Origin of the sequence: Burkholderia sp. MSMB1589WGS (genome assembly GCF_001636105.1) — a bacterium.
Lineage (GTDB): Bacteria > Pseudomonadota > Gammaproteobacteria > Burkholderiales > Burkholderiaceae > Burkholderia > Burkholderia humptydooensis.
Map to the genome: position 1 here is coordinate 1,362,719 of NZ_LNJT01000007.1, position 19,879 is coordinate 1,382,597.

A 19,879-nucleotide genomic window follows, 5' to 3' on the forward strand; every position below is an offset into this window, starting at 1 on the left:
CCAATGTAGCGCACGCACTGAGACAATATGCGTCGATAAATCCCAATTACTTGACCAATCGTCTCATGAGCGATCGACTGAAGGGCCTTCTCGCCCGTTTCGAGCTGCACGCCCGCGTGTTCCACTTCGGCACGCTGCCCGGCGCGTCGACGTTCGACATCTGCGAGGACGGTTTCCACATGCACCTGGTGCGCACGGGCGCCGTCTGCGTGACGGGCGGCGCGCTTGGCCTTCACGCGGTGCCCGAGCCGAGCGCGGTCTTCATCGGGCGGCCCGGCAAGTACCGGATCGAGGCGCGCGGCGACACGCCCGCCGAGGTCTTGTCCGCGACGATCGAGTTCGGGCTCGGCGACGAGAACCCGCTGTTGCGCGGCCTGCCCGATCTGCTCGCGATTCCGCTCGCGTCGATGTCACCACTCGACGGCGTCCAGCAGGCGCTGTTCGCCGAGGCGAGCGCGCCCGCATGCGGGCACGACACGGTGATCAACCGCCTGACCGAAGTGCTCGTCGTGCAATTGCTGCGCTTCGTGATGCGCAACCGGCTGGTGGCGAGCGGATCGCTCGCCGGGCTGTCCGACGCGCGGCTCGCGAAGGCGCTGAATGCGATGCACGCGGACCCGGCCCTGTCATGGCCGCTCGAGCGGATGGCCGCGACCGCCGGCATGTCGCGCTCGCGGTTCGCCGCGCATTTCACGGACACAGTCGGCCTGCCGCCGGGCGAATACCTGCTGCAGTGGCGCGTCGGGCTCGCGAAGACGCTGCTCAGGCGCGGCTATGCGGTCAAGGAAATCGCGCCGGAAGTCGGCTACGGCAGCGCGAGCGCGCTGACGCGCGCGTTCGCGCAATGCACGGGACAAGCGCCAACCGATTGGCTCGCGCGTGCGAGCGACGCGGCCGGCACGATGCAGGAGATCGGCGTGCGTGCGGCATGAGCGAACGAAACGGCGAACGGACGAAAGAACGAAGGCCCTCAATCCGAAGCGCGACGCGCCGGCTTCGTCCGGACACAAAAAAACGGGGTACGAGCCCCGTTTTTGTCGAGTGCGCGTGCGCTCAGACCGAGAACGACGAGCCGCAACCGCAGGTCGAGGTGGCGTTCGGGTTCTTGATGACGAATTGCGCGCCGTTCAGATCGTCCTTGTAGTCGATCTCGGCGCCGACGAGATACTGATAGCTCATGGCATCGACGAGCAGCACGACGCCGTTCTTGTTGAGCACGGTATCGTCCTCGTTGACTTCCTCATCGAACGTGAAGCCATACTGGAAGCCGGAGCAGCCGCCGCCTTGCACGAATACGCGCAGCTTGAGGTCGGGGTTGCCCTCTTCGTCGATCAGTTGCTTGACCTTGTCGGCCGCCGCGTCGGTGAAGACGAACGGAGCCGGCATCTCGGTGGTTGCCGCGGATTCGGTAACAGCGTTCATGCGAACTCTCCAAAAAACCATTGCTTGCTATTGTAGGACCGATCCGTAGATCGTGCTGACGCAGGCGAAATCAAGGTGCGCACCGCCGTTTTTCGCGCATTCGTTGCGCCAACGCAAGCCGCACGCACATAAAAAAACCGCCAGCGTGAAAACTGGCGGTTTTTCTTGCAGCGATGCCGCCCGAGGGCGGCGTGCAGCACGAGCGATTAACGCTTCGAGAACTGCTTGGCGCGGCGCGCCTTGTGCAGACCGACCTTCTTGCGCTCGACTTCACGGGCGTCGCGCGTGACGAAGCCTGCGCTCGACAGAGCCGGCTTCAGCGTCGCGTCGTAGTCGATCAGCGCGCGGGTGATGCCGTGGCGCACTGCGCCCGCCTGACCCGTTTCGCCGCCGCCCGACACGTTCACCTTGATGTCGAACGTCTGCGCGTGGTTCGTGAGTTCCAGCGGCTGACGCACGATCATCAGCGACGTTTCGCGCGAGAAGTAGTCGGAGATGGGCTTGCCGTTGACGACGATGTCGCCCTTGCCAGCCTTGATGAAGACACGAGCGACTGCGCTCTTGCGGCGGCCCGTACCGTAGTTCCAGTTACCGATCATGTGGGCTCCCCTTAGATCTCGAGCGCCTTCGGCTGTTGAGCCGAGTGCGGATGCGTGGCTTCAGCGTAGACCTTCAGCTTCTTGATCATCGCGTAGCCGAGCGGGCCCTTCGGCAGCATGCCCTTGACCGCCTTCTCGAGCGCGCGGCCCGGGAAGCGTTCCTGCATCTTGCCGAACGTCGTTTCATAGATGCCGCCCGGGTAGCCCGAGTGACGGTAATACTTCTTGTCCAGCGTCTTGTTGCCCGTGACTTTCAGCTTGCTCGCGTTGATGACGATGATGAAATCACCGGTGTCGACGTGCGGGGTGAACTCGGGCTTGTGCTTGCCGCGCAGACGGCGTGCCACTTCGCTGGCGACACGGCCGAGAACCTTATCCGTCGCGTCAATCACGTACCATTCGCGCGCCACCTCATGGGCTTTTGCGGAAAACGTCTTCATGATCGATCCAAAATTGATTGCTTATGCCCAAACGTTCTTTCCTGCTTGTCTGCTCTTGGCAGGCGCTTCGTGGCGCGATGCAGGCTCTCCCTGTTCTTTTTCCGTGGGCATGGATGCGGAAAAGCCCTGAATTATAAAGGAATTCGAGCTGCGTGGTCAAAGAAATCCGACGTCCGTCGTTTCGCGACCGCGGTGAAGCGTGCATTGCGGGCGCGAAGCGGCCACCGCCGGCCGTCCAAGCTTGCACTGGACGAAAAAAAGCCCGAACCGCTGGTTCGGGCTTAATCCACCAAAGGAGGAGGGTGGAGGAGACATGCGGAGGTTGCCGCAACGCGACAACCAATGACTCGCATTATACGAACCGGGAGTCGACAGCACAAGAAAAACCGCATGGAGAAATGCACTCTCATAATACGGAAAATTACCCAATCTCCAAGCGATCGGATTTTTCCTTTTAAATCAAAAAGATAACGAATCACCCCTGAACGAATGGACTTTCCGCCTAGAGTAAAACCCCCAAAGATCGGAGGGCGATCGGCGCCGCCCGGACCGGACGCGATACGCGATCGGACGCTGTTTTTGCCCGTCTTGCAGCGCATCAGCCGACTGTTGCGGGCGGGGCTACAATGCCGGATCACAATCGAATCAAGCAACGCTGGAGCTCGCGCATGGAATGCAAAGTAAGCTGGATGGGCCAGGACGGCATGGCATTCGCCGCCCAGACGGGCAGCGGCCACCTCGTCACGATGGATGGCGCGCCCGAAGGCGGCGGGCACAATCTCGCGCCGCGTCCGATGGAGATGGTGCTCGCCGGCACGGGCGGCTGCACGGCCTATGACGTCGTGCTGATCCTCAAGAAGAGCCGCCAGGAAGTCACCGGCTGCTCGGTGACGCTGCAGGCCGAGCGCGCGAGCGAGGACCCGAAGGTGTTCACGAAGGTCCACTTCCACTTCACGGTGACGGGCCGCAACCTGAATCCCGCGACCGTTGAGCGCGCGATCAACCTGTCGCACGACAAGTACTGTTCGGCGTCGATCATGATCGCGAAGACGGCCGAGCTGTCGCACTCGTTCGAGATCGTCGCCGCGTAACGCGCGTCGCCCGCCGCGCGGGTCGAGAAAAGGAAAAAGGCCGGCGCCGCATCGGGCGCCGGCCTTTCCTTTGTCATCGGGCGGCAAAGCGGGCCGATAAGCCGGATTCTGTGCGAACCGCGCGCCCGAAGGCGCGCGGCCCGTGGCAGCCATTCCTCTAGGCGCGCCATTGCTGACGCGCTCAAGCTTCCTACCCGCGAACGAGACGGGGGCACCGTCCTGCATCCGAAGATGCGCGTCCGCCTACTTGGAATTGCTCCGGGTGGAGGTTACCGTGCCGGTCTGCGTCGCCGCAGCCGCGGTGCGCTCTTACCGCACCGTTTCACCCTTGCCTGATCCCGGCTTGCGCCGGGCCATCGGCGGTTTGCTTTCTGTTGCCCTGTTCCGCGTGTCGCCACGGATGGCCGTTAGCCATCACCCTGCCCTGTCGGAGTCCGGACTTTCCTCGCCCTTCGCGGCGAACCGCGAAGGCCGCGACTGCCTGGCCTGCTTTGCGAGCGGGATTCTAGCACCGTAAAGCGGCGCTCGCTCGGGGCGATGGTCCTGGTCTTGTTGCAACGACGGTCCGCGCGGATCGTGCGCCAGTGCATGTGTGGTTGCCGGTCCGGCACGACGATGCTCGCCGTCCATTGGTCGGCCGATGCGGGGCATGTCGGCGCGCGTCACCCCGCGCGCGAACGGCGGCCGCTGCGAAACACCTGCGGATCGTCGTAGAAAGACGGCGATTCGTTCGCCGGCCACCAGCCGGGCACGCCGAGCACCGGCAGCGGCGCGAAGCCGCGGCTCGCGGGCTCGGTCGCGGCGAGCGCCGCCGCGACGCGTTCGTCGAGCGAGGCGCGGCGCGACTCGTCGCACCAGTCGAAATACGCGGCCGGCACGTCGACGATCCACGCATGCGCGGTGCAGCCCTTGTACGGATCGACGAGCTTTTCGAACAACGCATGGCCGACGATCCGCGCGTCGCAGCGCGAACCCCACGCGTCGCGCGACGCGCGCATCAGCGTCGGCCAGTCGAAGCCGCGCAGCGCGGCGGCAAGCGCCGGGTCCGACGTCGCGAAGAGCGCGCCGTTCTCGTCGAGCAGCGTGAGGGCGTCGCGAACGCCGCCGCGCACGGAGCCGACGCCCGTCGCGTCGATCGCCGCGGCCTGGCGCGCGTTGAGCGCCGCCTTGATGCCCGGATACGCGAACCAGACGAGCGCGTTGAAGAAATCGTGCAGGTTGTGGCGGGTCGGGACGGCGCCCGTTTCGGCGATGTGCGTCTCGTACGCGACGCCCGCCGGCAGCGCCGCCTGTTCGACGAAACGAAGCGGCAGGCCGCGGCCCGCCACGAGCCGCCCGGCTCGGGCGTCGTCGTTCAGCATGCGCAGCCATGCCGCTTTGCCCTGCCGTGCCGCGTGCGCCCATCGTCCGCCGCGATCGGCCAACGGCGCGAGCCACGGCGCGGACCAATCGATTCGGTCGAAACAGGTTCCGTCACCGTCGGGATGCGACTCGCGCCAACGGTTCGAAGCACGAGACACACGGGATTCGCGGGATTCGCCCGGATCGCGATCGGCCGCCGAGCAGTCCGGGTGCGCCGGCCCGCGTCCGCCGTGCGGATCACCCGGGCCGAACGGCGCGTCCCCCCGATCGGCAAGACCCGCCGCGTCCGGACGCCGAGGATCGGCCGCGCCGTGCACGCCTGTCGGCCGCGGCGCGCCGCTCATGGCGTCCCAAGCGCCCCGAGCGCTCGTGTCGTCCTGCTCGCTCATCTCGTTGGCACCGAATCCGTCCGCGTGCGGCAACCCGGCCGGCCGCCGCGCCGCGCCGCGAGCGTCAGACGAGCCGCCAGCCGATCGCCTCGCCGCCGCGCAGCGGCACGACGGGGCCGGCGCCCGCGTCGATCTCGCGCGGCAGCTCCCATGTCTCGCGGCGCAACGTCACCGTCTCGGCGCTGCGCGGCAAACCGTAGAAGTCCGCGCCGAAGAAGCTCGCGAAGCCTTCGAGCTTGTCGAGCGCGCCCGCCTGATCGAACGCCTCCGCGTACAGCTCGAGCGCGTGCAGCGCGGTGTAGCAGCCCGCGCAGCCGCACGCTGCCTCTTTCGCGCCCTTCGCGTGCGGCGCGCTGTCGGTGCCGAGGAAGAAGCGCGGATTGCCCGAGCTCGCCGCCTCGACGAGCGCGACCCGATGCGTCTCGCGCTTGAGCACCGGCAGGCAGTAGTAATGCGGGCGGATGCCGCCCAGGAAGATCGCGTTGCGGTTGTACAGCAGGTGGTGCGCGGTGATCGTCGCGCCGATCCGGCCGGACGCCGCATCGGCGTCGCGCACGTAATCGGCCGCGTCCTTCGTCGTGATGTGCTCGAACACCACGTCGAGCCCCGGCAGCGCGCGGCGCAGCGGGGTCATCACGCGGTCGATGAACACCTTCTCGCGGTCGAACAGGTCGATCGACGGATCCGTCACCTCGCCGTGCACGAGAAGCGGCATCCCGACTTCCTGCATCGTCTCGAGCGTCTTCGCACATTTGCCGAGCAGATCGGTCACGCCGGCGTCCGAGTTCGTCGTCGCGCCCGCCGGATACAGCTTCACGCCGTGCACGAAGCCGCTTTCGCGCGCGCGGCGGATCTCGTCGGCGGGCGTGTTGTCGGTCAGGTACAGCGTCATCAGCGGCTCGAACGTCATGCCCGCCGGCAGCGCGGCGAGGATGCGCTCGCGGTACGCCTGCGCTTGAGCGGTCGTCGTGACGGGCGGCTTCAGGTTCGGCATGACGATCGCGCGGCCGAACTGGCGGGCAGTGTGCGGCAGGACGGTCGCGAGCATCGCGCCGTCGCGCAGGTGCAGGTGCCAGTCGTCGGGGCGTGCGAGGGTGAGCGAGGCGGGAGCGGAAGCATTCATGGTGTCGTGGGAATGGCGCGCGGCGAGGAGCGATGCGCGGCGCGCCGGCCGCGCGCGGCGCCGACTGCACTGACGGCAAACCGCAACACGGAACCGCTCGCGCGCGGTTTTCGCCTTTTGCCGCTTGGGGCTCGGTGATATGCTTGAAGCCGACATTGTACCGGTTCCCTCCGGCGTACTCCCCCGCCAGCCTCAGCCGCACCCGCGATATGTGCCAACTCTTCGGAATGAACTGCGCCGAACCAACGGACGTGACGTTCTCGTTTACCGGCTTCGCGGCCCGCGGCGGGCTCACCGATCATCATGCCGACGGCTGGGGCATCGCGTTCTTCGAGGACAAGGCCTGCCGCCTCTTCATCGACCAGCAGTCGTCCGCGACGTCGCCCATCGCCGAGATGGTCAAGCGCTACCCGATCAAGTCGAAGAACACGATCGCGCACATCCGCAAGGCGACGCAGGGGCACATCCTGCTGGAGAACTGCCATCCGTTCATGCGCGAGCTGTGGGGCCGCCACTGGATCTTCGCGCACAACGGCGATCTGCACGACTACACGCCCGATCTCGACGGCAGCGTCTATCAGCCGGTCGGCACGACCGACAGCGAGAAGGCGTTCTGCAAGCTGATGCAGGGCCTGCGCGAAGCGTTTCCGAGCGCGCAGCCGCCGCTGCCCGAGCTGTTCGAGCAGGTCGGCGAGCTCACGCGCGACATCACGCGGCACGGCGTGTTCAATTTCCTGATGTCGAACGGGCAGGCGCTGTTCGCGCACTGCTCGACGCGCCTGCACTACCTCGTGCGGCGCTGGCCGTTCTCGACCGCGCACCTGATCGACGAAGACATCTCGATCGACTTCGCGAAATACACGACGCCGGAAGACCGCGTCGCGGTGATCGCGACGCAGCCGCTCACCGACGACGAAGTGTGGACCGCGCTCGAGCCGGGCGAGCTCGTGATGTTCCAGTGCGGCGACGTCGCGGCGACGATGCGCATCCCGGTGCCGGAAGCCGTGCTCGAGAAGCTGCGCAACCCGGCGCTCGACGCATCCGCGTCGGCGCCGCGCCGGGCGGCCGCGCTCGCGGCGAGCGGCGAGGCCGGCGATCTCGGCGACGATCCGGTCGATTTCTGAGCGACCATCATTGCCTGCCGTCCGCACGACGCTTGAACGGGAACGCGTTCGCCGCCTCGCGCCGCCGTCCGTCCGAGGCCGGCGCGCCCCCATCCGAAGCTGACCAGGACCGCTTGCCGCAATGCGAGCGCGCCGACAAAAAAACGCCCGGCTCTCGCCGGGCGGCCTTCTCTTCGCCTCGCGAGCGACGCCGTGCGCAAGCGCACGACGCCCTCCCCGCGATCAATGCAGGATCTTCGCGAGAAAATCCTTCGCGCGATCCGACTTCGGATTCGCGAAGAACTCTTCCTTGCGGTCGTCCTCGACGATCAAGCCCTTGTCCATGAAGATCACGCGATGGGCGACCTTCTTCGCGAAGCCCATCTCGTGCGTGACGACCATCATCGTCATCCCTTCCTGCGCGAGCTCGACCATCACGTCGAGCACCTCGTTGATCATCTCCGGATCGAGCGCGGAGGTCGGCTCGTCGAACAGCATCGCGATCGGGTCCATCGACAGCGCGCGCGCGATCGCGACGCGCTGCTGCTGGCCGCCCGACAATTGCCCCGGGTACTTGTGCGCATGCGCCTTCAGGCCCACGCGATCGAGCAGCTTCATCCCCTTCTCGGCCGCTTCGTCCTTGTCGCGGCCGAGCACCTTGATCTGCGCGAGCGTCAGGTTCTCCGTGATCGACAGATGCGGAAACAGCTCGAAGTGCTGGAACACCATCCCGACCTTCGAGCGCAGCTTCGACAGGTTCGTCTTCTTGTCGCCGACCGATTGCCCGTTGACGAGAATCTCGCCCTGCTGGAACGGCTCGAGGCCGTTCACGGTCTTGATGAGCGTCGACTTGCCCGAGCCCGACGGCCCGCACACGACCACCACTTCGCCCTTCTTCACTTCCGTCGTGCAATCCGTCAGCACCTGAAACTGGCCGTACCACTTCGACACGTTCTTAATGGAAATCATCTTGTGACCTTTTTCTGGAGACCTTTGACCAATGCGGATGCGGCCGAGCACACGACGAAATAGCATGCGCCCGCGAACAGGATCATCTCGACGCTCGTGCCGTCGCGATCGCCGATGTTCGCGGCCGTGCGGAAGAAATCCGCGAGGCTGATCACGTAGACGAGCGACGTGTCCTGGAACAGCACGATCGCCTGCGTGAGCAGGAGCGGCACCATCGCGCGGAACGCCTGCGGCAGGATCACGAGGCGCATCGCCTGCGCGTAGTTCATGCCGAGCGCGAACGCGGCGTTCACCTGCCCGCGCGGCACCGCCTGGATGCCCGCCCGGATGATCTCCGAATAATACGCGGCTTCGAAAAGCGAAAACGCGACCATCGCCGACGCGAGCCGGATGTCGATCGTCGGCGACAGCCCGAGCACGCCCTGCAGCACCTGCGGCACGATCAGGAAGAACCACAGCAGCACCATCACGAGCGGAATCGAGCGGAACACGGTGACGTAGCCCTGCGCGAACCACGCGAGCGGCTTGACGCCCGACAGGCGCATCAGCGCAAGCAGCGTGCCCCAGACGATCCCGATCACGATCGCGAGCAGCGTGATCTTGAACGTGACGATCGCGCCCGTCCAGAGCGTCGGCAGCGCGCCGGGAATACTACTCCAGTCGAACTGATGCATCACTTGCCTCCGATGTAGCCGGGCAGCCGGGACTTGCTCTCGACCCAGCGCATGAACGCCATCACGATCAGATTGATGACCACGTACGCGAGCGTGACCGCGATGAACGACTCGTAGGTCTGCGCGGTGTAGTCGACGAGCTGCCGCGCCTGCGCGGACAGGTCGAGCAGGCCGATCGTCGACGCGACGGCCGAATTCTTGAAGATGTTCAGGAATTCGGACGTGAGCGGCGGCACGATGATCCGGTATGCGACGGGCAGGAGCACGTAGCGGTACGTCTGCCATTGCGTGAAGCCCATCGCGAGGCCGGCCGCGCGCTGACCCTTCGGCAGCGCGTTGATGCCGGAGCGCACCTGCTCGCAGACGCGCGCGCCCGTGAAGAGGCCAAGACAGACGATCGACGCGGTGAAGAATTGCGTGCCGGGCGGCAACTGCTTGATCCAGGTGCCGATCGACACGGGCAGCAATTCGGGCACGACGAGGTACCAGATGAAGAACTGCACGATGAGCGGGATGTTGCGGAAGATCGATACGTAGACCGTGCCGATCGCCGACAGCCATTTGCTCGGCATGGTGCGCAGCACGCCGAACAGCGACCCGACGACGAGCGCGATCACCCACGCGGCGAGCGACACCTTGATCGTCACCCAGAATCCCGACATCAGCCAGCCGAGATAGGTGGTCGGTTCGCCCGTCGAAACGGGGCTCAGGAAGATGCCCCAGTTCCAGTGGTAAGACATAGCCAGACTCCAACAAAAAGAAACGGAAGAAGCCGTGCCTCTTCCGTTTCGTCAGCGCTTGTTAGCTCGAACGGTTGGCTCGAACGGCCGTCCCGCTCAATCGAGCGCCTTGTCGTTCGGATTCGCGTAGAGCTTCTTCATCTCGTCGGAGAGCGGGAAGTTCAGATTCAGGCCCTTCGGCGGGATCGGATTCTCGAACCACTTCGAGTAGATCTTCGCGGCTTCGCCCGACTTCTCGACCTGCGCGATCGCGTCGTCGACCACCTTCTTGAACGCCGGATCGTCCTTGCGCATCATGCAGCCGTACGCCTCCTGAGACTGCGGCTTGCCGACGATCACCCATTCGCCCGGCTGCTTCGCCTTCGCGCGCTCGCCCGCGAGCAGCGCGTCGTCCATCATGAACGCGACCGCGCGGCCCGTCTCGAGCGTCTGGAACGACTCGCCGTGGTCCTTCGCGCTGATGATGTTCATCCCCATCTGGTTCTTGTTGTTCATCTCGCGCAGCAGACGCTCGGACGTCGTGCCCGCCGTCGTGACGACGGTCTTGCCCTTCAGGTCGGCGAAATCCTTGATGCCCGAGTCCTTCTTCGTCATGAGGCGCGTGCCGATCACGAAGATCGTGTCCGAGAACGCCGCTTGCTTCTGGCGGTCGAGATTGTTCGTCGTCGAGCCGCACTCGATGTCGACCGTGCCGTTCTGCACGAGCGGAATCCGGTTCTGCGACGTCACCGGAATGTTCCTCACCTGCAGGCTGGGCAGATTCAGCTTCTTCTTGACCGCGTCGACGACCTTCATCTGGAAGTCGCGCGAATAGCCGACGACCTGCTGGCTCTGGTCATAGTACGAGAACGGAATCGACGATTCGCGGTGCCCCAGCGCAATCACGCCCGTATCCTTGATTTTTTTCAGCGTGCCCGTTTCCTGGGCGATGGCGCCGCCGGCGAATGTGCTCAGCGCCGCGACCACCAGTATTGCTTTCGGGAATTTCATCGTTGTCATCTCCTTGGCGAAAACCCGCGCCAGTTTATCAAAGTAATTTTTATGAAAGTAATGGTTGTTAACCACACTTCTGACCGGGCGGCATGCGCATTCCAACACGCGTTCGGCGCCCGGATACGCACGCGGGCGGCACCGGATCCGGCGCCGCCCGCGAGTGAATCACGACGCGGCCTCCAGCTTGCGCGTCGCCAATCGAGCCAATCCCGTCGATCAGGGGTACAGGCCGCGCATTTCGCGCGCCATCAGGATGCGCTTGCACGCGACGATGAACGCCGCCGTGCGCACCGACACGCCGTGCTCCTGGGCCACCGCCCACACACCGGCGAACGCCTCGCGCATCACGCGCTCGAGACGATGGTTGATCTCGTCTTCCGTCCAGAAGAAGCTCGAGAAATCCTGCACCCACTCGAAGTACGACACGGTCACGCCTCCCGCGTTCGCGATCACGTCGGGAATCACGAGCACGCCGTTCGCGCTCAGGATGTCGTCCGCGGCCGTCGTCGTCGGGCCGTTCGCGCCTTCGACGATGATCTTCGTGCGGATCTTCGACGCGTTCTTCTCGGTGATCTGGTTTTCCAGCGCGGCCGGAATCAGGATGTCGGTCTCGACGGTCCAGAACTCGTCGTTCGGCATCGGCTCCGCGCCTTCGAAGCCCGCGACGCCGCCCGTCACGCCGACGTGGTCGATCAGCTTGACGGTGTCGACGCCCGCCGGCTGGTAGATCGTGCCCGTGTGATCCTGCACCGCGATCACCTTCGCGCCCGCCTCCTGGAACAGCTTCGCGGCGATCCCGCCGACGTTGCCGAAGCCCTGGACCGCGATGCGCGCGCCTTCGATCTCGACACCCTTCTTCTTCGCGGCCTCGCAGCCGACGACGAACACGCCGCGGCCCGTCGCTTCCCGGCGGCCGAGCGAGCCGCCGAGCGAGATCGGCTTGCCGGTCACGACGCCCGTGGCCGTCTGGCCCTGGTTCATCGAGTACGTGTCCATCATCCACGCCATGATCTGCTCGTTCGTGTTGACGTCAGGCGCGGGGATGTCGGTGTTCGGGCCGATGATGATGCCGATTTCGCTGGTGTAGCGGCGCGTCACGCGCTCGAGCTCGCCGCGCGAGAGCTTGCGCGGATCGACGCGGATGCCGCCCTTCGCGCCGCCGTACGGCACGTTCACGGCCGCGTTCTTCACCGACATCCAGGCGGACAGCGCCATCACCTCGGACAGCGTCACGTCCTGGTGGTAGCGCACGCCGCCCTTGCCCGGGCCGCGCGATACGTTGTGCTGCACGCGATAGCCCTCGAAGTGCGCGACGGTGCCGTTGTCCAGCTCGATCGGCACGTCGACGATCAGGATGCGCTTCGGGCGCTTCAGCGTCTCGATCCAGCGCGACAGCGAGCCGAGGTACGGCGCGACGCGATCGACTTGCTGCAGATAGTTGCCCCAGGGGCCGAGATCGTCCGCGTGCAGGTACGACGGGATGGACTGCGCGACGGACGGGGACTGCGATTGCGAAGACATGGAATCTCCAACGGTCGAAGAATGCGCACATTGTCGAAAAAGCGAATTTCGAAATCCAATGCCGTTTGCTTATTCGATTATGCGTTTCGTGCATGATCGGTCTTTTGCGCGAAAAACTGTGCGTTCGCCGTGCGAACGGCTGCAATCCCGATGCGATTGCGCGGAGCAACTTTCGTGCGCGGGGTGGCGCGCAGCGGTGCGGGCCGCGCCGGGCGCCGAGGCGCCGGCACAGGAACCGCGGCGATTGTCAGGCGGCCGCGCCGAGCTCCTCGCGCACGACGTCCCACAGCGCGCGCACGAGCTTTTGCCGCGGCTCGTCGCCCTGCACCGCGAGCTTGTCCCGGTACAGGCGGATCTCCATCGTCAGCGTGAACGGCTCCGCTGCGCCCTTCGCCGCGCGGCCGAGCTTCACGAGGCGGCCGCTCGCGAGCGCGTCCTCGACCGCGCTGTGCGGCAGAAACGCGACGCCGTGCCCGGCGAGCGCCATCGCCTTCAGCGCTTCGGCCATGTCGGTCTCGTAGACCTTGTCGAGATGGAGCGGCGCGCGCGCGTTCGCGATGATCACTTCGGTCATCCGGCCGAGGTACGCATTGGGCGTGTACGACAGATACGGCACGGGCGCGTCGGCCGTGCCGGGCAGCGCGTAGCGCGCGCGGCCGCCGCGGCCGGGCGCCGAGAACGGGCTGATCGGCTCCGTGCCGAGCGTCAGCATGTCGTAGCGGGCCGGATCGAGCGCGACGGGATGGCTCGGGTGGTGATAGCCCATCACGAGATCGCAGCCGCCCTCGACGAGCGACAGCACCGCATCATGCACATTCAGCGCGCGCAGCCGCGTGTGGACCTGCCCCATCTTCGCCTCGATCCGCTGCAGCCAGCGCGGGAAGTACGTGAGCGACAGCGTGTGCGGCACCGCGAACTCGATCGTCGGCACGGGCGCGCCGACGTGGCCGCGCAGCAGCGTGCGCGCCTCGTGCGCCTGCGACAGCATCGCGAGCGCCTGCTCGTAGAACACCTGGCCCGCCTGCGTGAGGCGGGTCGGATAGACCGAACGATCGATCAGTTCGGTCGCGAGCCACGCTTCGAGCGCCTGGATCCGGCGCGAAAACGCAGGTTGCGACACGTGCCGCAGCTCGGCCGAGCGGCTGAAACTGCGCGTTTCCGCGAGCGACACGAAGTCTTCGAGCCATTTGAGTTCCATGCGTGCCTTTGCTGCGCAAAGCGAGTGCGAGGGAAGAAGCACGCATTTTAACGGTCGGGCGCGCCGATCGCCCCGGTGCGTCGGCGCACGGCGCACGACCCGCGAGGCGGCGAAGCCCGCCGCGGCGTGCGCGCCGGCAAACGGCCCGCGCCCCCCGGACGCATCGCCATACGCTTGATTCTTCACACATTTTGGCGCGGCACCACCCCGCACCAATGCCGCGCGCACGCACAGGCGCAGTGCCGCGCGGCGCTCGCGCGCGCCTGCCGCCGGTGCGCGCGAGCGCCGCGCCGTCGCGCGAGCGCCACTCGCCAGCCGCTTTCATTGCTTTCGCCGCCTTTCCCGCCTGCCTTGCCCGGCGTGCGCTCGCGCCGTTTGAAACAAAAACATGCACCCCATTGGCATGAAGCTTGCGGAACAGCGCACCGGCTCGTCGCCCCATTTCCACCATCCGCCGTCGACCGGCATACGCGAGGCTTCACCGATGGATACTCTGCGCACCTCCCTCCGAAGCGGCAACTGGCGCTCGCTTCTCGCGTGCTTCCTCTACTTCGACACGGGCTTCACCGTCTGGGTGCTGTACGGCCCGCTCGCGCCGTTCATCGGCAAGGACATCACGATGACGGCCGCGCAACAGGGCTTCCTCGTCGCGGTGCCGGTGCTCGCGGCGGCCATCCTGCGCGTCACGCTCGGCAACCTCTACCAGTCCGCCGACGGCCGGCGCATCTCGCTGATGGGCGTGCTGCTGTCCGCGCTGCCCGCCGTCGTGCTGCCGTTCGTGCCCGGCACGCCGTCGTACACGCTGCTCCTCGTGCTCGGCGTGTTCCTCGGGATCGGCGGCGCGAGCTTCGCGGTCGCGCTGCCGATGGCAGGCAGCAGCTATCCGCCGAAGGTGCAGGGCCTCGTGCTCGGTCTCGCCGCCGCGGGCAACATCGGCGCGGTGCTCGACGGCTTCATGTTCCCGCACATCGCGGCCGCGCTCGGCTGGAAATTCTCGACGGCCGCCGCGCTGCCGCTCCTCGCGATCGCGGGCTTCGCGCTCTTCGCGTGGGCCGACGACCGCGGCGAGAAGTCGGGCAACGCGAAACGCGCGTTCGGCGCGTTCGTGCTCACGCTCGTCGGCCTCGTCGCGCTCGTGCTCGCCGTGCATGCGGGCGCGTTCGGCGCGGGCAAGACGGGCGTGCTGCTGCTGCCCGTGATGGGCGCGCTCCTCGCGATCGCCGTGCTGCCCGGCCGCTATCGCGCGGTGCTCGCCGAGCGCGACACGTGGGTCATCATGCTGATCTACAGCATCACGTTCGGCGGCTTCGTCGGGATGTCGTCGTACGTGACGCTGCTTCTCACGACGCTCTATCAGATGCCGAAGATCGAAGCGGGCCTCTTCATGTCGCTGCTCGCGTTCCTCGGCGCGATCGTGCGCCCGTTCGGCGGCCACCTCGCCGACCGCATCACCGGCGTGCGCGCGCTGATGGTGATCCTCGCCGCGATCGCCGCCGCCGACTTCGCGTTCGCGGCCGTGATGCCGCCGCTCGCGGGCGGGATCGCGCTCCTCGTGTGCCTGTACGTCGCGTTCGGCCTCGGCAACGGCTCGACGTTCCAGCTCGTCCCGCACCGCTGGAAGGGCAAGACCGGCCTGCTGTCCGGCATCGTCGGCGCGGCGGGCGGCATCGGCGGCTTCTATCTGCCCGTCGTGATGGGCATCGCGAAGGAAAGCACGGGCAGCTACCAGCTCGGTTTCGCGACGTTCGGCGCGCTCTCGACCTGCGCGCTCGCCGCGCTCGTGATGCTGCGCGCGCAGTGGCTGCGCTGGGCCGCGCCCGAGCTCGCCGCGGCCGAGCCGGCGGCGGGCGCCGGGATGCCGATCGGCGGCGCGGCGCGCGCCGGCGACTGAGATTTTCCGGCGGCGGCGCGCGGCGGCCGGGCGGCCGCGCGCCGATGGTAAAATCCGCGGTTCTCCCCTTCACGTTTGAACCGCGGCCGCGCGCCTCCAGCCCGATCATGTCCGACACCCGTCCCGATATCCTTTTCGCCCTCACCGCGCTCTCGCCGATCGACGGCCGCTACGCCAGCAAGACCGAAGCGCTGCGCGACTGGCTCTCCGAAGCCGCCTTCATGCGCCACCGCGTCACCGTCGAGGTGCACTGGCTGATCGCGCTGTCGCGCGCCGGCTTCGCCGAGGTGCCGCGCTTCCCGGAAGCCGCCGAGCAGTTCCTGCTGCAGCTCGTCGAGCGCTTCACCGCGCACGACGCCGCGCGCATCAAGGAAATCGAGCGCGTGACGAACCATGACGTGAAAGCCGTCGAGTACTGGCTGAAGGAATCCGTCAAGGGCCAGGCCGAGCTCGAGCGCGCGAGCGAATTCATCCATTTCGCGTGCACGTCGGAAGACATCAACAACACGTCGCACGGCATGATGCTCGCCGGCGCGCGCCAGCACGTGATCCTGCCCGCGCTGCGCACGGTGCACGGCCGCCTCGTCGCGCTCGCGCACGCGCACGCCGAGCAGCCGATGCTCTCGCGCACGCATGGCCAGCCGGCCAGCCCGACGACGCTCGGCAAGGAAATCGCGAACGTCGCCGCGCGCCTCGCGCGCGCGATCGAGCGCATCGAGCGGGTCGAAATCCTCGGCAAGATGAACGGCGCGGTCGGCAACTTCAACGCGCACCTGTCCGCATATCCGGAGTTCGACTGGGAAGCGTTCTCGCGCGACGTGATCGAGAACCGCCTGAAGCTCACGTTCAACCCGTACACGATCCAGATCGAGCCGCACGACTACATGGCCGAGCTGTTCGACGCCGTTTCGCGCGCGAACACGATCCTGCTCGACCTCGATCGCGACGTGTGGGGCTACATCTCGGTCGGCTACTTCAAGCAGAAGACGAAGGCGGGCGAGATCGGCTCGTCGACGATGCCGCACAAGGTCAACCCGATCGACTTCGAGAACTCGGAAGGCAACCTCGGCCTCGCGAACGCGACGCTGCGCCACCTCGCCGACAAGCTGCCCGTCTCGCGCTGGCAGCGCGACCTGACCGATTCGACGGTGTTGCGCAACATGGGCGTCGCGCTCGGCTATTCGCTGCTCGCGTACGACGCGCTGATCCGCGGCCTCGACAAGCTCGAAGTGAACCCGCAGCGCCTGAACGAAGACCTCGGCAACTGCTGGGAAGTGCTCGCCGAGCCGGTGCAGACGGTGATGCGCCGCTACGGCATCGAGAACCCGTACGAGCAGTTGAAGGAACTCACGCGCGGCAAGGGCATCACGCGCGACGCGCTGCGGCAGTTCATCGGCACGCTCGCGATTCCCGAGGACGCGAAGGCGCGTCTTCTCGCGATGACGCCCGCGTCGTACATCGGCAAGGCGGTCGAGCTCGCGAAGCGCATCGCGTAACGCGCGTCGTCGACACGATGAAGAAAGGCGCCCTGCAATTCGCAGGGCGCCTTTCTTTTTGCCGCCGCAGCGCGGCGATCGGCGACGGCGGCCGCGCCGCGGCCGCGCGCCGTCACTGTTGCTGTTGCTGCTGTTGCTGCTGCCGCTCGCTGCCGAGCTGGCTCATCACGCGCTCGACGATCTCGTCGGGCGTCAACTCGATGCTGACTTCGATCGCCTCGTCCGGGCCCGGCTCCTCGAGCGTGTCGAGCTGGCTTTGCAGCAGCGACGGATCGAAGAAGTGCCCGGTGCGCGTCTTCAGCCGCTCGCGCAGCACGTCGAACGAACCCTTCAGATAGACGAAGCGCACGTCGCGATCGTTGCCGCGCAGGATGTCGCGGTACGCGCGCTTGAGCGACGAGCACGTGAACACCGCCGTCTCGCCCGCGCGCCGCTTCGCCTCGATGGCCTCGCGGATCGAGCGCAGCCACGGCCAGCGGTCCTCGTCGGTGAGAGCAATCCCGTGGTGCATCTTTTCCTTGTTGGCGGCGCTGTGAAACGCGTCGCCATCGGTATAGCTGCATGACAGGCGTTCCGCGAGCATTTCGCCGATCCGCGACTTGCCCGCGCCCGACACGCCCATTGCGATCAGAATCATTGACTACCCCTTGTTACAGAACCGCGCTCAGCACCAGCGTGAAGGCGAGACCGAGCACCGAGATGATCGTTTCGAGCAGCGTCCACGTCTTGAACGTCTGGCCCACGGTCATCCCGAAATATTCCTTGATCAGCCAGAAGCCGCCGTCGTTCACGTGCGAGAAGATCAGCGAGCCCGAGCCCGTCGCGAGCACGAGCAGCTCCGGCCTCACCGTGACGCCCGAGGCCGCCGCGATCGGCGCGACGATCCCGCACGCGGTCGTCATCGCGACGGTCGCCGAGCCCGTCGCGAGACGGATCAGCGCCGCGACGAACCAGCCGAGCAGAAGCGGCGACAGATGCGCGTGCGTCGCGGTCGCGACGATCTGCTGCGAGATGCCGCTGTCGCGCAGGATACCGCCGAAACCGCCGCCCGCGCCGACGATCAGCGTGATGCCCGCGATCGGCGCGAGGCAATCGCCGCAGAACTTCTGGATCTGCTCGCGATTGAAGCCCTGCAGCTTGCCGAACGTGAAGAAGCTCACGAGCACGGCGATCAGGAGCGCGACGTCCGAATTGCCGGCAAAGCGCAGCAGGCTGTTCGGCAGCGACTTCGGCGCGAACACGAGATCGGCCCAACTGCCGACGAGCATCAACACGACGGGCAGCAGGATCGTGAACAGCGTGATGCCGAAGCCCGGCAGTTCGCGCTGCTCGCCCGGCGCGCGCGTCTCGACGAATTGCGACGCGAGCGGGTTGTGCTCCGGCAGCTTCACGAACTTCGAGATCGTGAGCGCGAACAGCGGCCCCGCGACGATCGCGGTCGGCACGCCGACGATGAGGCCATACGCGATCGTCTTGCCGATGTCGGCGCCGTATTGCTGAACGGCGAGGAGCGCCGCCGGGTGCGGCGGAATCAGCCCGTGCACGACCGACAGGCCCGCGACCATCGGCAGCCCGACGACGAGGAGCGATTTGCCGGTGCGCTTCGCGACGTTGAACGCGATCGGGATCAGGAGCACGAAGCCGACTTCGAAGAACACGGGCAGGCCGACGATGATCGCGACGAACATCATCGCCCAGTGGATGTTCTTCTCGCCGAACCAGTCGATCAGCGTGGTCGCGATCCGCTCGGCACCGCCCGATTCGGCCATCATCTTGCCGAGCATCGTGCCGAGGCCGACGACGATCGCGATGTGGCCGAGCGTGCCGCCCGTGCCCCCCTCGAACGATTTCACGATCTTGTCCATCGGCATGCCGACCACGAGGCCGAGACCGAGCGACACGATGATCAGCACGAGGAACGGATAGACCTTGTAGCGCGCGATCATCAGGATCAGCACCGCGATCGCGATCACGGTGTAAATCAGCAGCATGCTGCCTTGGACAGCCCCCATGTAGCACTCCTCCTTGGGATATATCGGGCCGGACGCGGCTTGCCGCCGCCCGGCTATGCAGAGTTCTCCGAAACGAGGCGGCTCGCCGCCCGTCGGGACGCTGAATTTTACTTTTGTTTATCAGGTCGCGATAGAACCGGTTCCATAAGCAAAAACCCTCGGAAAAACAACCAGATCGATTGTTTCGTCCGAGGGTTTTCCGGGTGCGGCCAAGCGATCGCGCTCAGCGTGCGAGACCGCTCGCCGCCTGCGCGAGGCGCGTGACCTCGGCCCAGTCCTGCGCGGCGAGCGCCGCCTTCGGCGTGAGCCACGAGCCGCCGACGCACACGACGTTCGGCAGCTTCAGGAAGCTCGGCGCGGTCTCGGCGGTGATGCCGCCCGTCGGGCAGAACTTGAGCGCCGGGAACGGGCCGTGGAACGCCTGCAGCATCGGCACGCCGCCCGCCTGCTGCGCGGGGAAGAACTTCACGATCTCGTAGCCGAGCTCGAGCGCGACGATGATGTCGGTCGGCGTCATCACGCCGGGCAGAAGCGGCAGGCCGGCGTCGACGGCCGCCTCGTGCATCTCCTTCGTGAGGCCCGGCGACACGCCGAACTTCGCGCCCGCCTGCTTCGCGAGCGCGCACTGCCCGGGCTTCGTGATCGTGCCGACGCCGACGACGATGTCGTCGGCGAGCTCGCTCGCGCGCTTGATCGCTTCGAGCCCGGCCGCGGTGCGCAGCGTGATTTCGAGCACCTTCACGCCGCCCGCGTGCAACGCGCGCGACACCTGTTCGCCCTGTTCGACCGAATCGAACGCGAGCACCGGAATCACCGGGCCCAGCTTCACGATCTCGCCAATCGTCTTCATCAATGC

20 protein-coding genes and 1 other RNA gene are annotated in these 19,879 nt (G+C 66.5%); 6 read left to right on the top strand and 15 right to left on the bottom strand.

The window, feature by feature from the left end; translation table 11 throughout:
- The first annotated feature begins 65 nt into the window (after window positions 1-65).
- Window positions 66-932, top strand: coding sequence for an AraC family transcriptional regulator (locus WT16_RS14210; protein ID WP_015602158.1), 867 nt, complete (start codon window positions 66-68; stop codon window positions 930-932).
- A 121-nt stretch (window positions 933-1,053) separates the two neighbouring features.
- On the opposite strand, the gene erpA is transcribed toward WT16_RS14210, so the two are convergent.
- The 3 genes from erpA to rplM all read right to left on the bottom strand — a co-directional run bounded on the left by erpA (window position 1,054) and on the right by rplM (window position 2,461).
- Window positions 1,054-1,422: an iron-sulfur cluster insertion protein ErpA gene (erpA, locus tag WT16_RS14215; RefSeq protein ID WP_015600516.1), complete on the bottom strand. Its 369-nt coding sequence runs from the start codon at window positions 1,420-1,422 to the stop codon at window positions 1,054-1,056.
- Window positions 1,423-1,628: 206 nt separating this feature from the next.
- Window positions 1,629-2,021, bottom strand: a complete 393-nt coding sequence (gene rpsI / locus WT16_RS14220) for a 30S ribosomal protein S9 (RefSeq protein ID WP_006025278.1) — start codon at window positions 2,019-2,021, stop codon at window positions 1,629-1,631.
- 11 nt (window positions 2,022-2,032) lie between these two features.
- Window positions 2,033-2,461 carry a 50S ribosomal protein L13 gene (gene rplM / locus WT16_RS14225; protein ID WP_006025277.1) on the bottom strand — a complete coding sequence of 143 codons (429 nt, stop codon included), beginning with the start codon at window positions 2,459-2,461 and terminating at the stop codon, window positions 2,033-2,035.
- On the opposite strand from rplM, the gene WT16_RS35390 reads away from it, so the two are divergent.
- Both WT16_RS35390 and WT16_RS14230 read left to right on the top strand, forming a co-directional pair.
- Complete coding sequence (locus tag WT16_RS35390; RefSeq protein ID WP_257721673.1) at window positions 2,460-2,591, top strand: hypothetical protein; 132 nt, start codon at window positions 2,460-2,462, stop codon at window positions 2,589-2,591. The two genes, rplM and WT16_RS35390, sit on opposite strands and share 2 nt — an antisense overlap.
- A 538-nt stretch (window positions 2,592-3,129) precedes the next feature.
- A complete protein-coding gene (locus WT16_RS14230) occupies window positions 3,130-3,552 on the top strand; it encodes an OsmC family protein (RefSeq protein ID WP_009913569.1) in 423 nt (140 codons plus the stop codon).
- Window positions 3,553-3,633: 81 nt separating this feature from the next.
- Here the strand turns inward: WT16_RS14230 and rnpB are convergent.
- From rnpB to pyrC, 3 genes are all read right to left on the bottom strand, one after another.
- Window positions 3,634-4,045, bottom strand: an RNA gene (gene rnpB, locus WT16_RS14235) — RNase P RNA component class A.
- Between the two features lie 169 nt (window positions 4,046-4,214).
- A complete protein-coding gene (locus WT16_RS14240; RefSeq protein ID WP_231892061.1) occupies window positions 4,215-5,303 on the bottom strand; it encodes a DUF3025 domain-containing protein in 1,089 nt (362 codons plus the stop codon).
- A gap of 64 nt (window positions 5,304-5,367) precedes the next feature.
- Entirely contained in the window at window positions 5,368-6,426 is a 1,059-nt protein-coding gene (gene pyrC / locus WT16_RS14245) for a dihydroorotase (protein WP_063533567.1), read from the bottom strand.
- 209 nt (window positions 6,427-6,635) lie between these two features.
- Between pyrC and WT16_RS14250 the strand changes: the two genes are divergently transcribed.
- Window positions 6,636-7,550 carry a class II glutamine amidotransferase gene (locus WT16_RS14250; RefSeq protein WP_009913578.1) on the top strand — a complete coding sequence of 305 codons (915 nt, stop codon included), beginning with the start codon at window positions 6,636-6,638 and terminating at the stop codon, window positions 7,548-7,550.
- Window positions 7,551-7,772: 222 nt separating this feature from the next.
- On the opposite strand, the gene WT16_RS14255 is transcribed toward WT16_RS14250, so the two are convergent.
- The 6 genes from WT16_RS14255 to WT16_RS14280 form a co-directional block, all read right to left on the bottom strand.
- Window positions 7,773-8,498, bottom strand: coding sequence for an amino acid ABC transporter ATP-binding protein (locus tag WT16_RS14255; protein WP_006025272.1), 726 nt, complete (start codon window positions 8,496-8,498; stop codon window positions 7,773-7,775).
- A complete protein-coding gene (gene gltK, locus WT16_RS14260; RefSeq protein WP_015601474.1) occupies window positions 8,495-9,172 on the bottom strand; it encodes a glutamate/aspartate ABC transporter permease GltK in 678 nt (225 codons plus the stop codon). Before gltK ends, WT16_RS14255 begins: the two co-directional genes overlap by 4 nt.
- On the bottom strand, window positions 9,172-9,912 hold the full coding sequence (locus WT16_RS14265) for an amino acid ABC transporter permease (protein WP_006025270.1): 741 nt from the start codon (window positions 9,910-9,912) through the stop codon (window positions 9,172-9,174). The genes gltK and WT16_RS14265 overlap by 1 nt, the downstream gene beginning before the upstream one ends.
- Before the next feature lie 96 nt (window positions 9,913-10,008).
- Window positions 10,009-10,902, bottom strand: coding sequence for a glutamate/aspartate ABC transporter substrate-binding protein (locus WT16_RS14270; protein ID WP_063533568.1), 894 nt, complete (start codon window positions 10,900-10,902; stop codon window positions 10,009-10,011).
- A gap of 219 nt (window positions 10,903-11,121) precedes the next feature.
- A complete protein-coding gene (locus tag WT16_RS14275; RefSeq protein ID WP_015601436.1) occupies window positions 11,122-12,426 on the bottom strand; it encodes a Glu/Leu/Phe/Val dehydrogenase in 1,305 nt (434 codons plus the stop codon).
- Window positions 12,427-12,673: 247 nt separating this feature from the next.
- Window positions 12,674-13,624 (bottom strand): LysR substrate-binding domain-containing protein, encoded by a 951-nt coding sequence (locus WT16_RS14280; RefSeq protein WP_015601750.1) that lies wholly within the window; start codon window positions 13,622-13,624, stop codon window positions 12,674-12,676.
- A gap of 484 nt (window positions 13,625-14,108) precedes the next feature.
- Here WT16_RS14280 and WT16_RS14285 point away from each other — a divergent pair, with 484 nt between their 5' ends.
- Both WT16_RS14285 and purB read left to right on the top strand, forming a co-directional pair.
- A complete protein-coding gene (locus WT16_RS14285) occupies window positions 14,109-15,515 on the top strand; it encodes an MFS transporter (RefSeq protein ID WP_063533569.1) in 1,407 nt (468 codons plus the stop codon).
- A 107-nt stretch (window positions 15,516-15,622) separates the two neighbouring features.
- Window positions 15,623-17,011, top strand: a complete 1,389-nt coding sequence (purB, locus tag WT16_RS14290) for an adenylosuccinate lyase (RefSeq protein ID WP_063533570.1) — start codon at window positions 15,623-15,625, stop codon at window positions 17,009-17,011.
- A 112-nt stretch (window positions 17,012-17,123) separates the two neighbouring features.
- Here purB and WT16_RS14295 read toward each other — a convergent pair whose 3' ends face one another.
- The 3 genes from WT16_RS14295 to eda form a co-directional block, all read right to left on the bottom strand.
- The gene (locus WT16_RS14295; protein ID WP_006025263.1) at window positions 17,124-17,648 is read right to left on the bottom strand and encodes a gluconokinase; all 525 of its coding nucleotides are present in this window, start codon (window positions 17,646-17,648) and stop codon (window positions 17,124-17,126) included.
- Between the two features lie 13 nt (window positions 17,649-17,661).
- Window positions 17,662-19,023: a GntP family permease gene (locus WT16_RS14300; RefSeq protein WP_015600646.1), complete on the bottom strand. Its 1,362-nt coding sequence runs from the start codon at window positions 19,021-19,023 to the stop codon at window positions 17,662-17,664.
- A 223-nt stretch (window positions 19,024-19,246) separates the two neighbouring features.
- Entirely contained in the window at window positions 19,247-19,873 is a 627-nt protein-coding gene (eda, locus tag WT16_RS14305) for a bifunctional 4-hydroxy-2-oxoglutarate aldolase/2-dehydro-3-deoxy-phosphogluconate aldolase (protein WP_006025261.1), read from the bottom strand.
- Window positions 19,874-19,879 lie beyond the last annotated feature (6 nt).

What these genes read in the sequence shown, in the direction of transcription:
- WT16_RS14210 (WP_015602158.1), top strand. Translation starts at nt 66, where the DNA reads ATGAGCGATCGACTGAAGGGCCTTCTCGCCCGTTTCGAGCTGCACGCC.
- erpA (WP_015600516.1), bottom strand. Translation starts at nt 1,422, where the DNA reads ATGAACGCTGTTACCGAATCCGCGGCAACCACCGAGATGCCGGCTCCG.
- rpsI (WP_006025278.1), bottom strand. Translation starts at nt 2,021, where the DNA reads ATGATCGGTAACTGGAACTACGGTACGGGCCGCCGCAAGAGCGCAGTC.
- WT16_RS35390 (WP_257721673.1), top strand. Translation starts at nt 2,460, where the DNA reads ATGATCGATCCAAAATTGATTGCTTATGCCCAAACGTTCTTTCCTGCT.
- rplM (WP_006025277.1), bottom strand. Translation starts at nt 2,461, where the DNA reads ATGAAGACGTTTTCCGCAAAAGCCCATGAGGTGGCGCGCGAATGGTAC.
- WT16_RS14230 (WP_009913569.1), top strand. Translation starts at nt 3,130, where the DNA reads ATGGAATGCAAAGTAAGCTGGATGGGCCAGGACGGCATGGCATTCGCC.
- WT16_RS14240 (WP_231892061.1), bottom strand. Translation starts at nt 5,303, where the DNA reads ATGAGCGAGCAGGACGACACGAGCGCTCGGGGCGCTTGGGACGCCATG.
- pyrC (WP_063533567.1), bottom strand. Translation starts at nt 6,426, where the DNA reads ATGAATGCTTCCGCTCCCGCCTCGCTCACCCTCGCACGCCCCGACGAC.
- WT16_RS14250 (WP_009913578.1), top strand. Translation starts at nt 6,636, where the DNA reads ATGTGCCAACTCTTCGGAATGAACTGCGCCGAACCAACGGACGTGACG.
- WT16_RS14255 (WP_006025272.1), bottom strand. Translation starts at nt 8,498, where the DNA reads ATGATTTCCATTAAGAACGTGTCGAAGTGGTACGGCCAGTTTCAGGTG.
- gltK (WP_015601474.1), bottom strand. Translation starts at nt 9,172, where the DNA reads ATGCATCAGTTCGACTGGAGTAGTATTCCCGGCGCGCTGCCGACGCTC.
- WT16_RS14265 (WP_006025270.1), bottom strand. Translation starts at nt 9,912, where the DNA reads ATGTCTTACCACTGGAACTGGGGCATCTTCCTGAGCCCCGTTTCGACG.
- WT16_RS14270 (WP_063533568.1), bottom strand. Translation starts at nt 10,902, where the DNA reads ATGAAATTCCCGAAAGCAATACTGGTGGTCGCGGCGCTGAGCACATTC.
- WT16_RS14275 (WP_015601436.1), bottom strand. Translation starts at nt 12,426, where the DNA reads ATGTCTTCGCAATCGCAGTCCCCGTCCGTCGCGCAGTCCATCCCGTCG.
- WT16_RS14280 (WP_015601750.1), bottom strand. Translation starts at nt 13,624, where the DNA reads ATGGAACTCAAATGGCTCGAAGACTTCGTGTCGCTCGCGGAAACGCGC.
- WT16_RS14285 (WP_063533569.1), top strand. Translation starts at nt 14,109, where the DNA reads ATGGATACTCTGCGCACCTCCCTCCGAAGCGGCAACTGGCGCTCGCTT.
- purB (WP_063533570.1), top strand. Translation starts at nt 15,623, where the DNA reads ATGTCCGACACCCGTCCCGATATCCTTTTCGCCCTCACCGCGCTCTCG.
- WT16_RS14295 (WP_006025263.1), bottom strand. Translation starts at nt 17,648, where the DNA reads ATGATTCTGATCGCAATGGGCGTGTCGGGCGCGGGCAAGTCGCGGATC.
- WT16_RS14300 (WP_015600646.1), bottom strand. Translation starts at nt 19,023, where the DNA reads ATGGGGGCTGTCCAAGGCAGCATGCTGCTGATTTACACCGTGATCGCG.
- eda (WP_006025261.1), bottom strand. Translation starts at nt 19,873, where the DNA reads ATGAAGACGATTGGCGAGATCGTGAAGCTGGGCCCGGTGATTCCGGTG.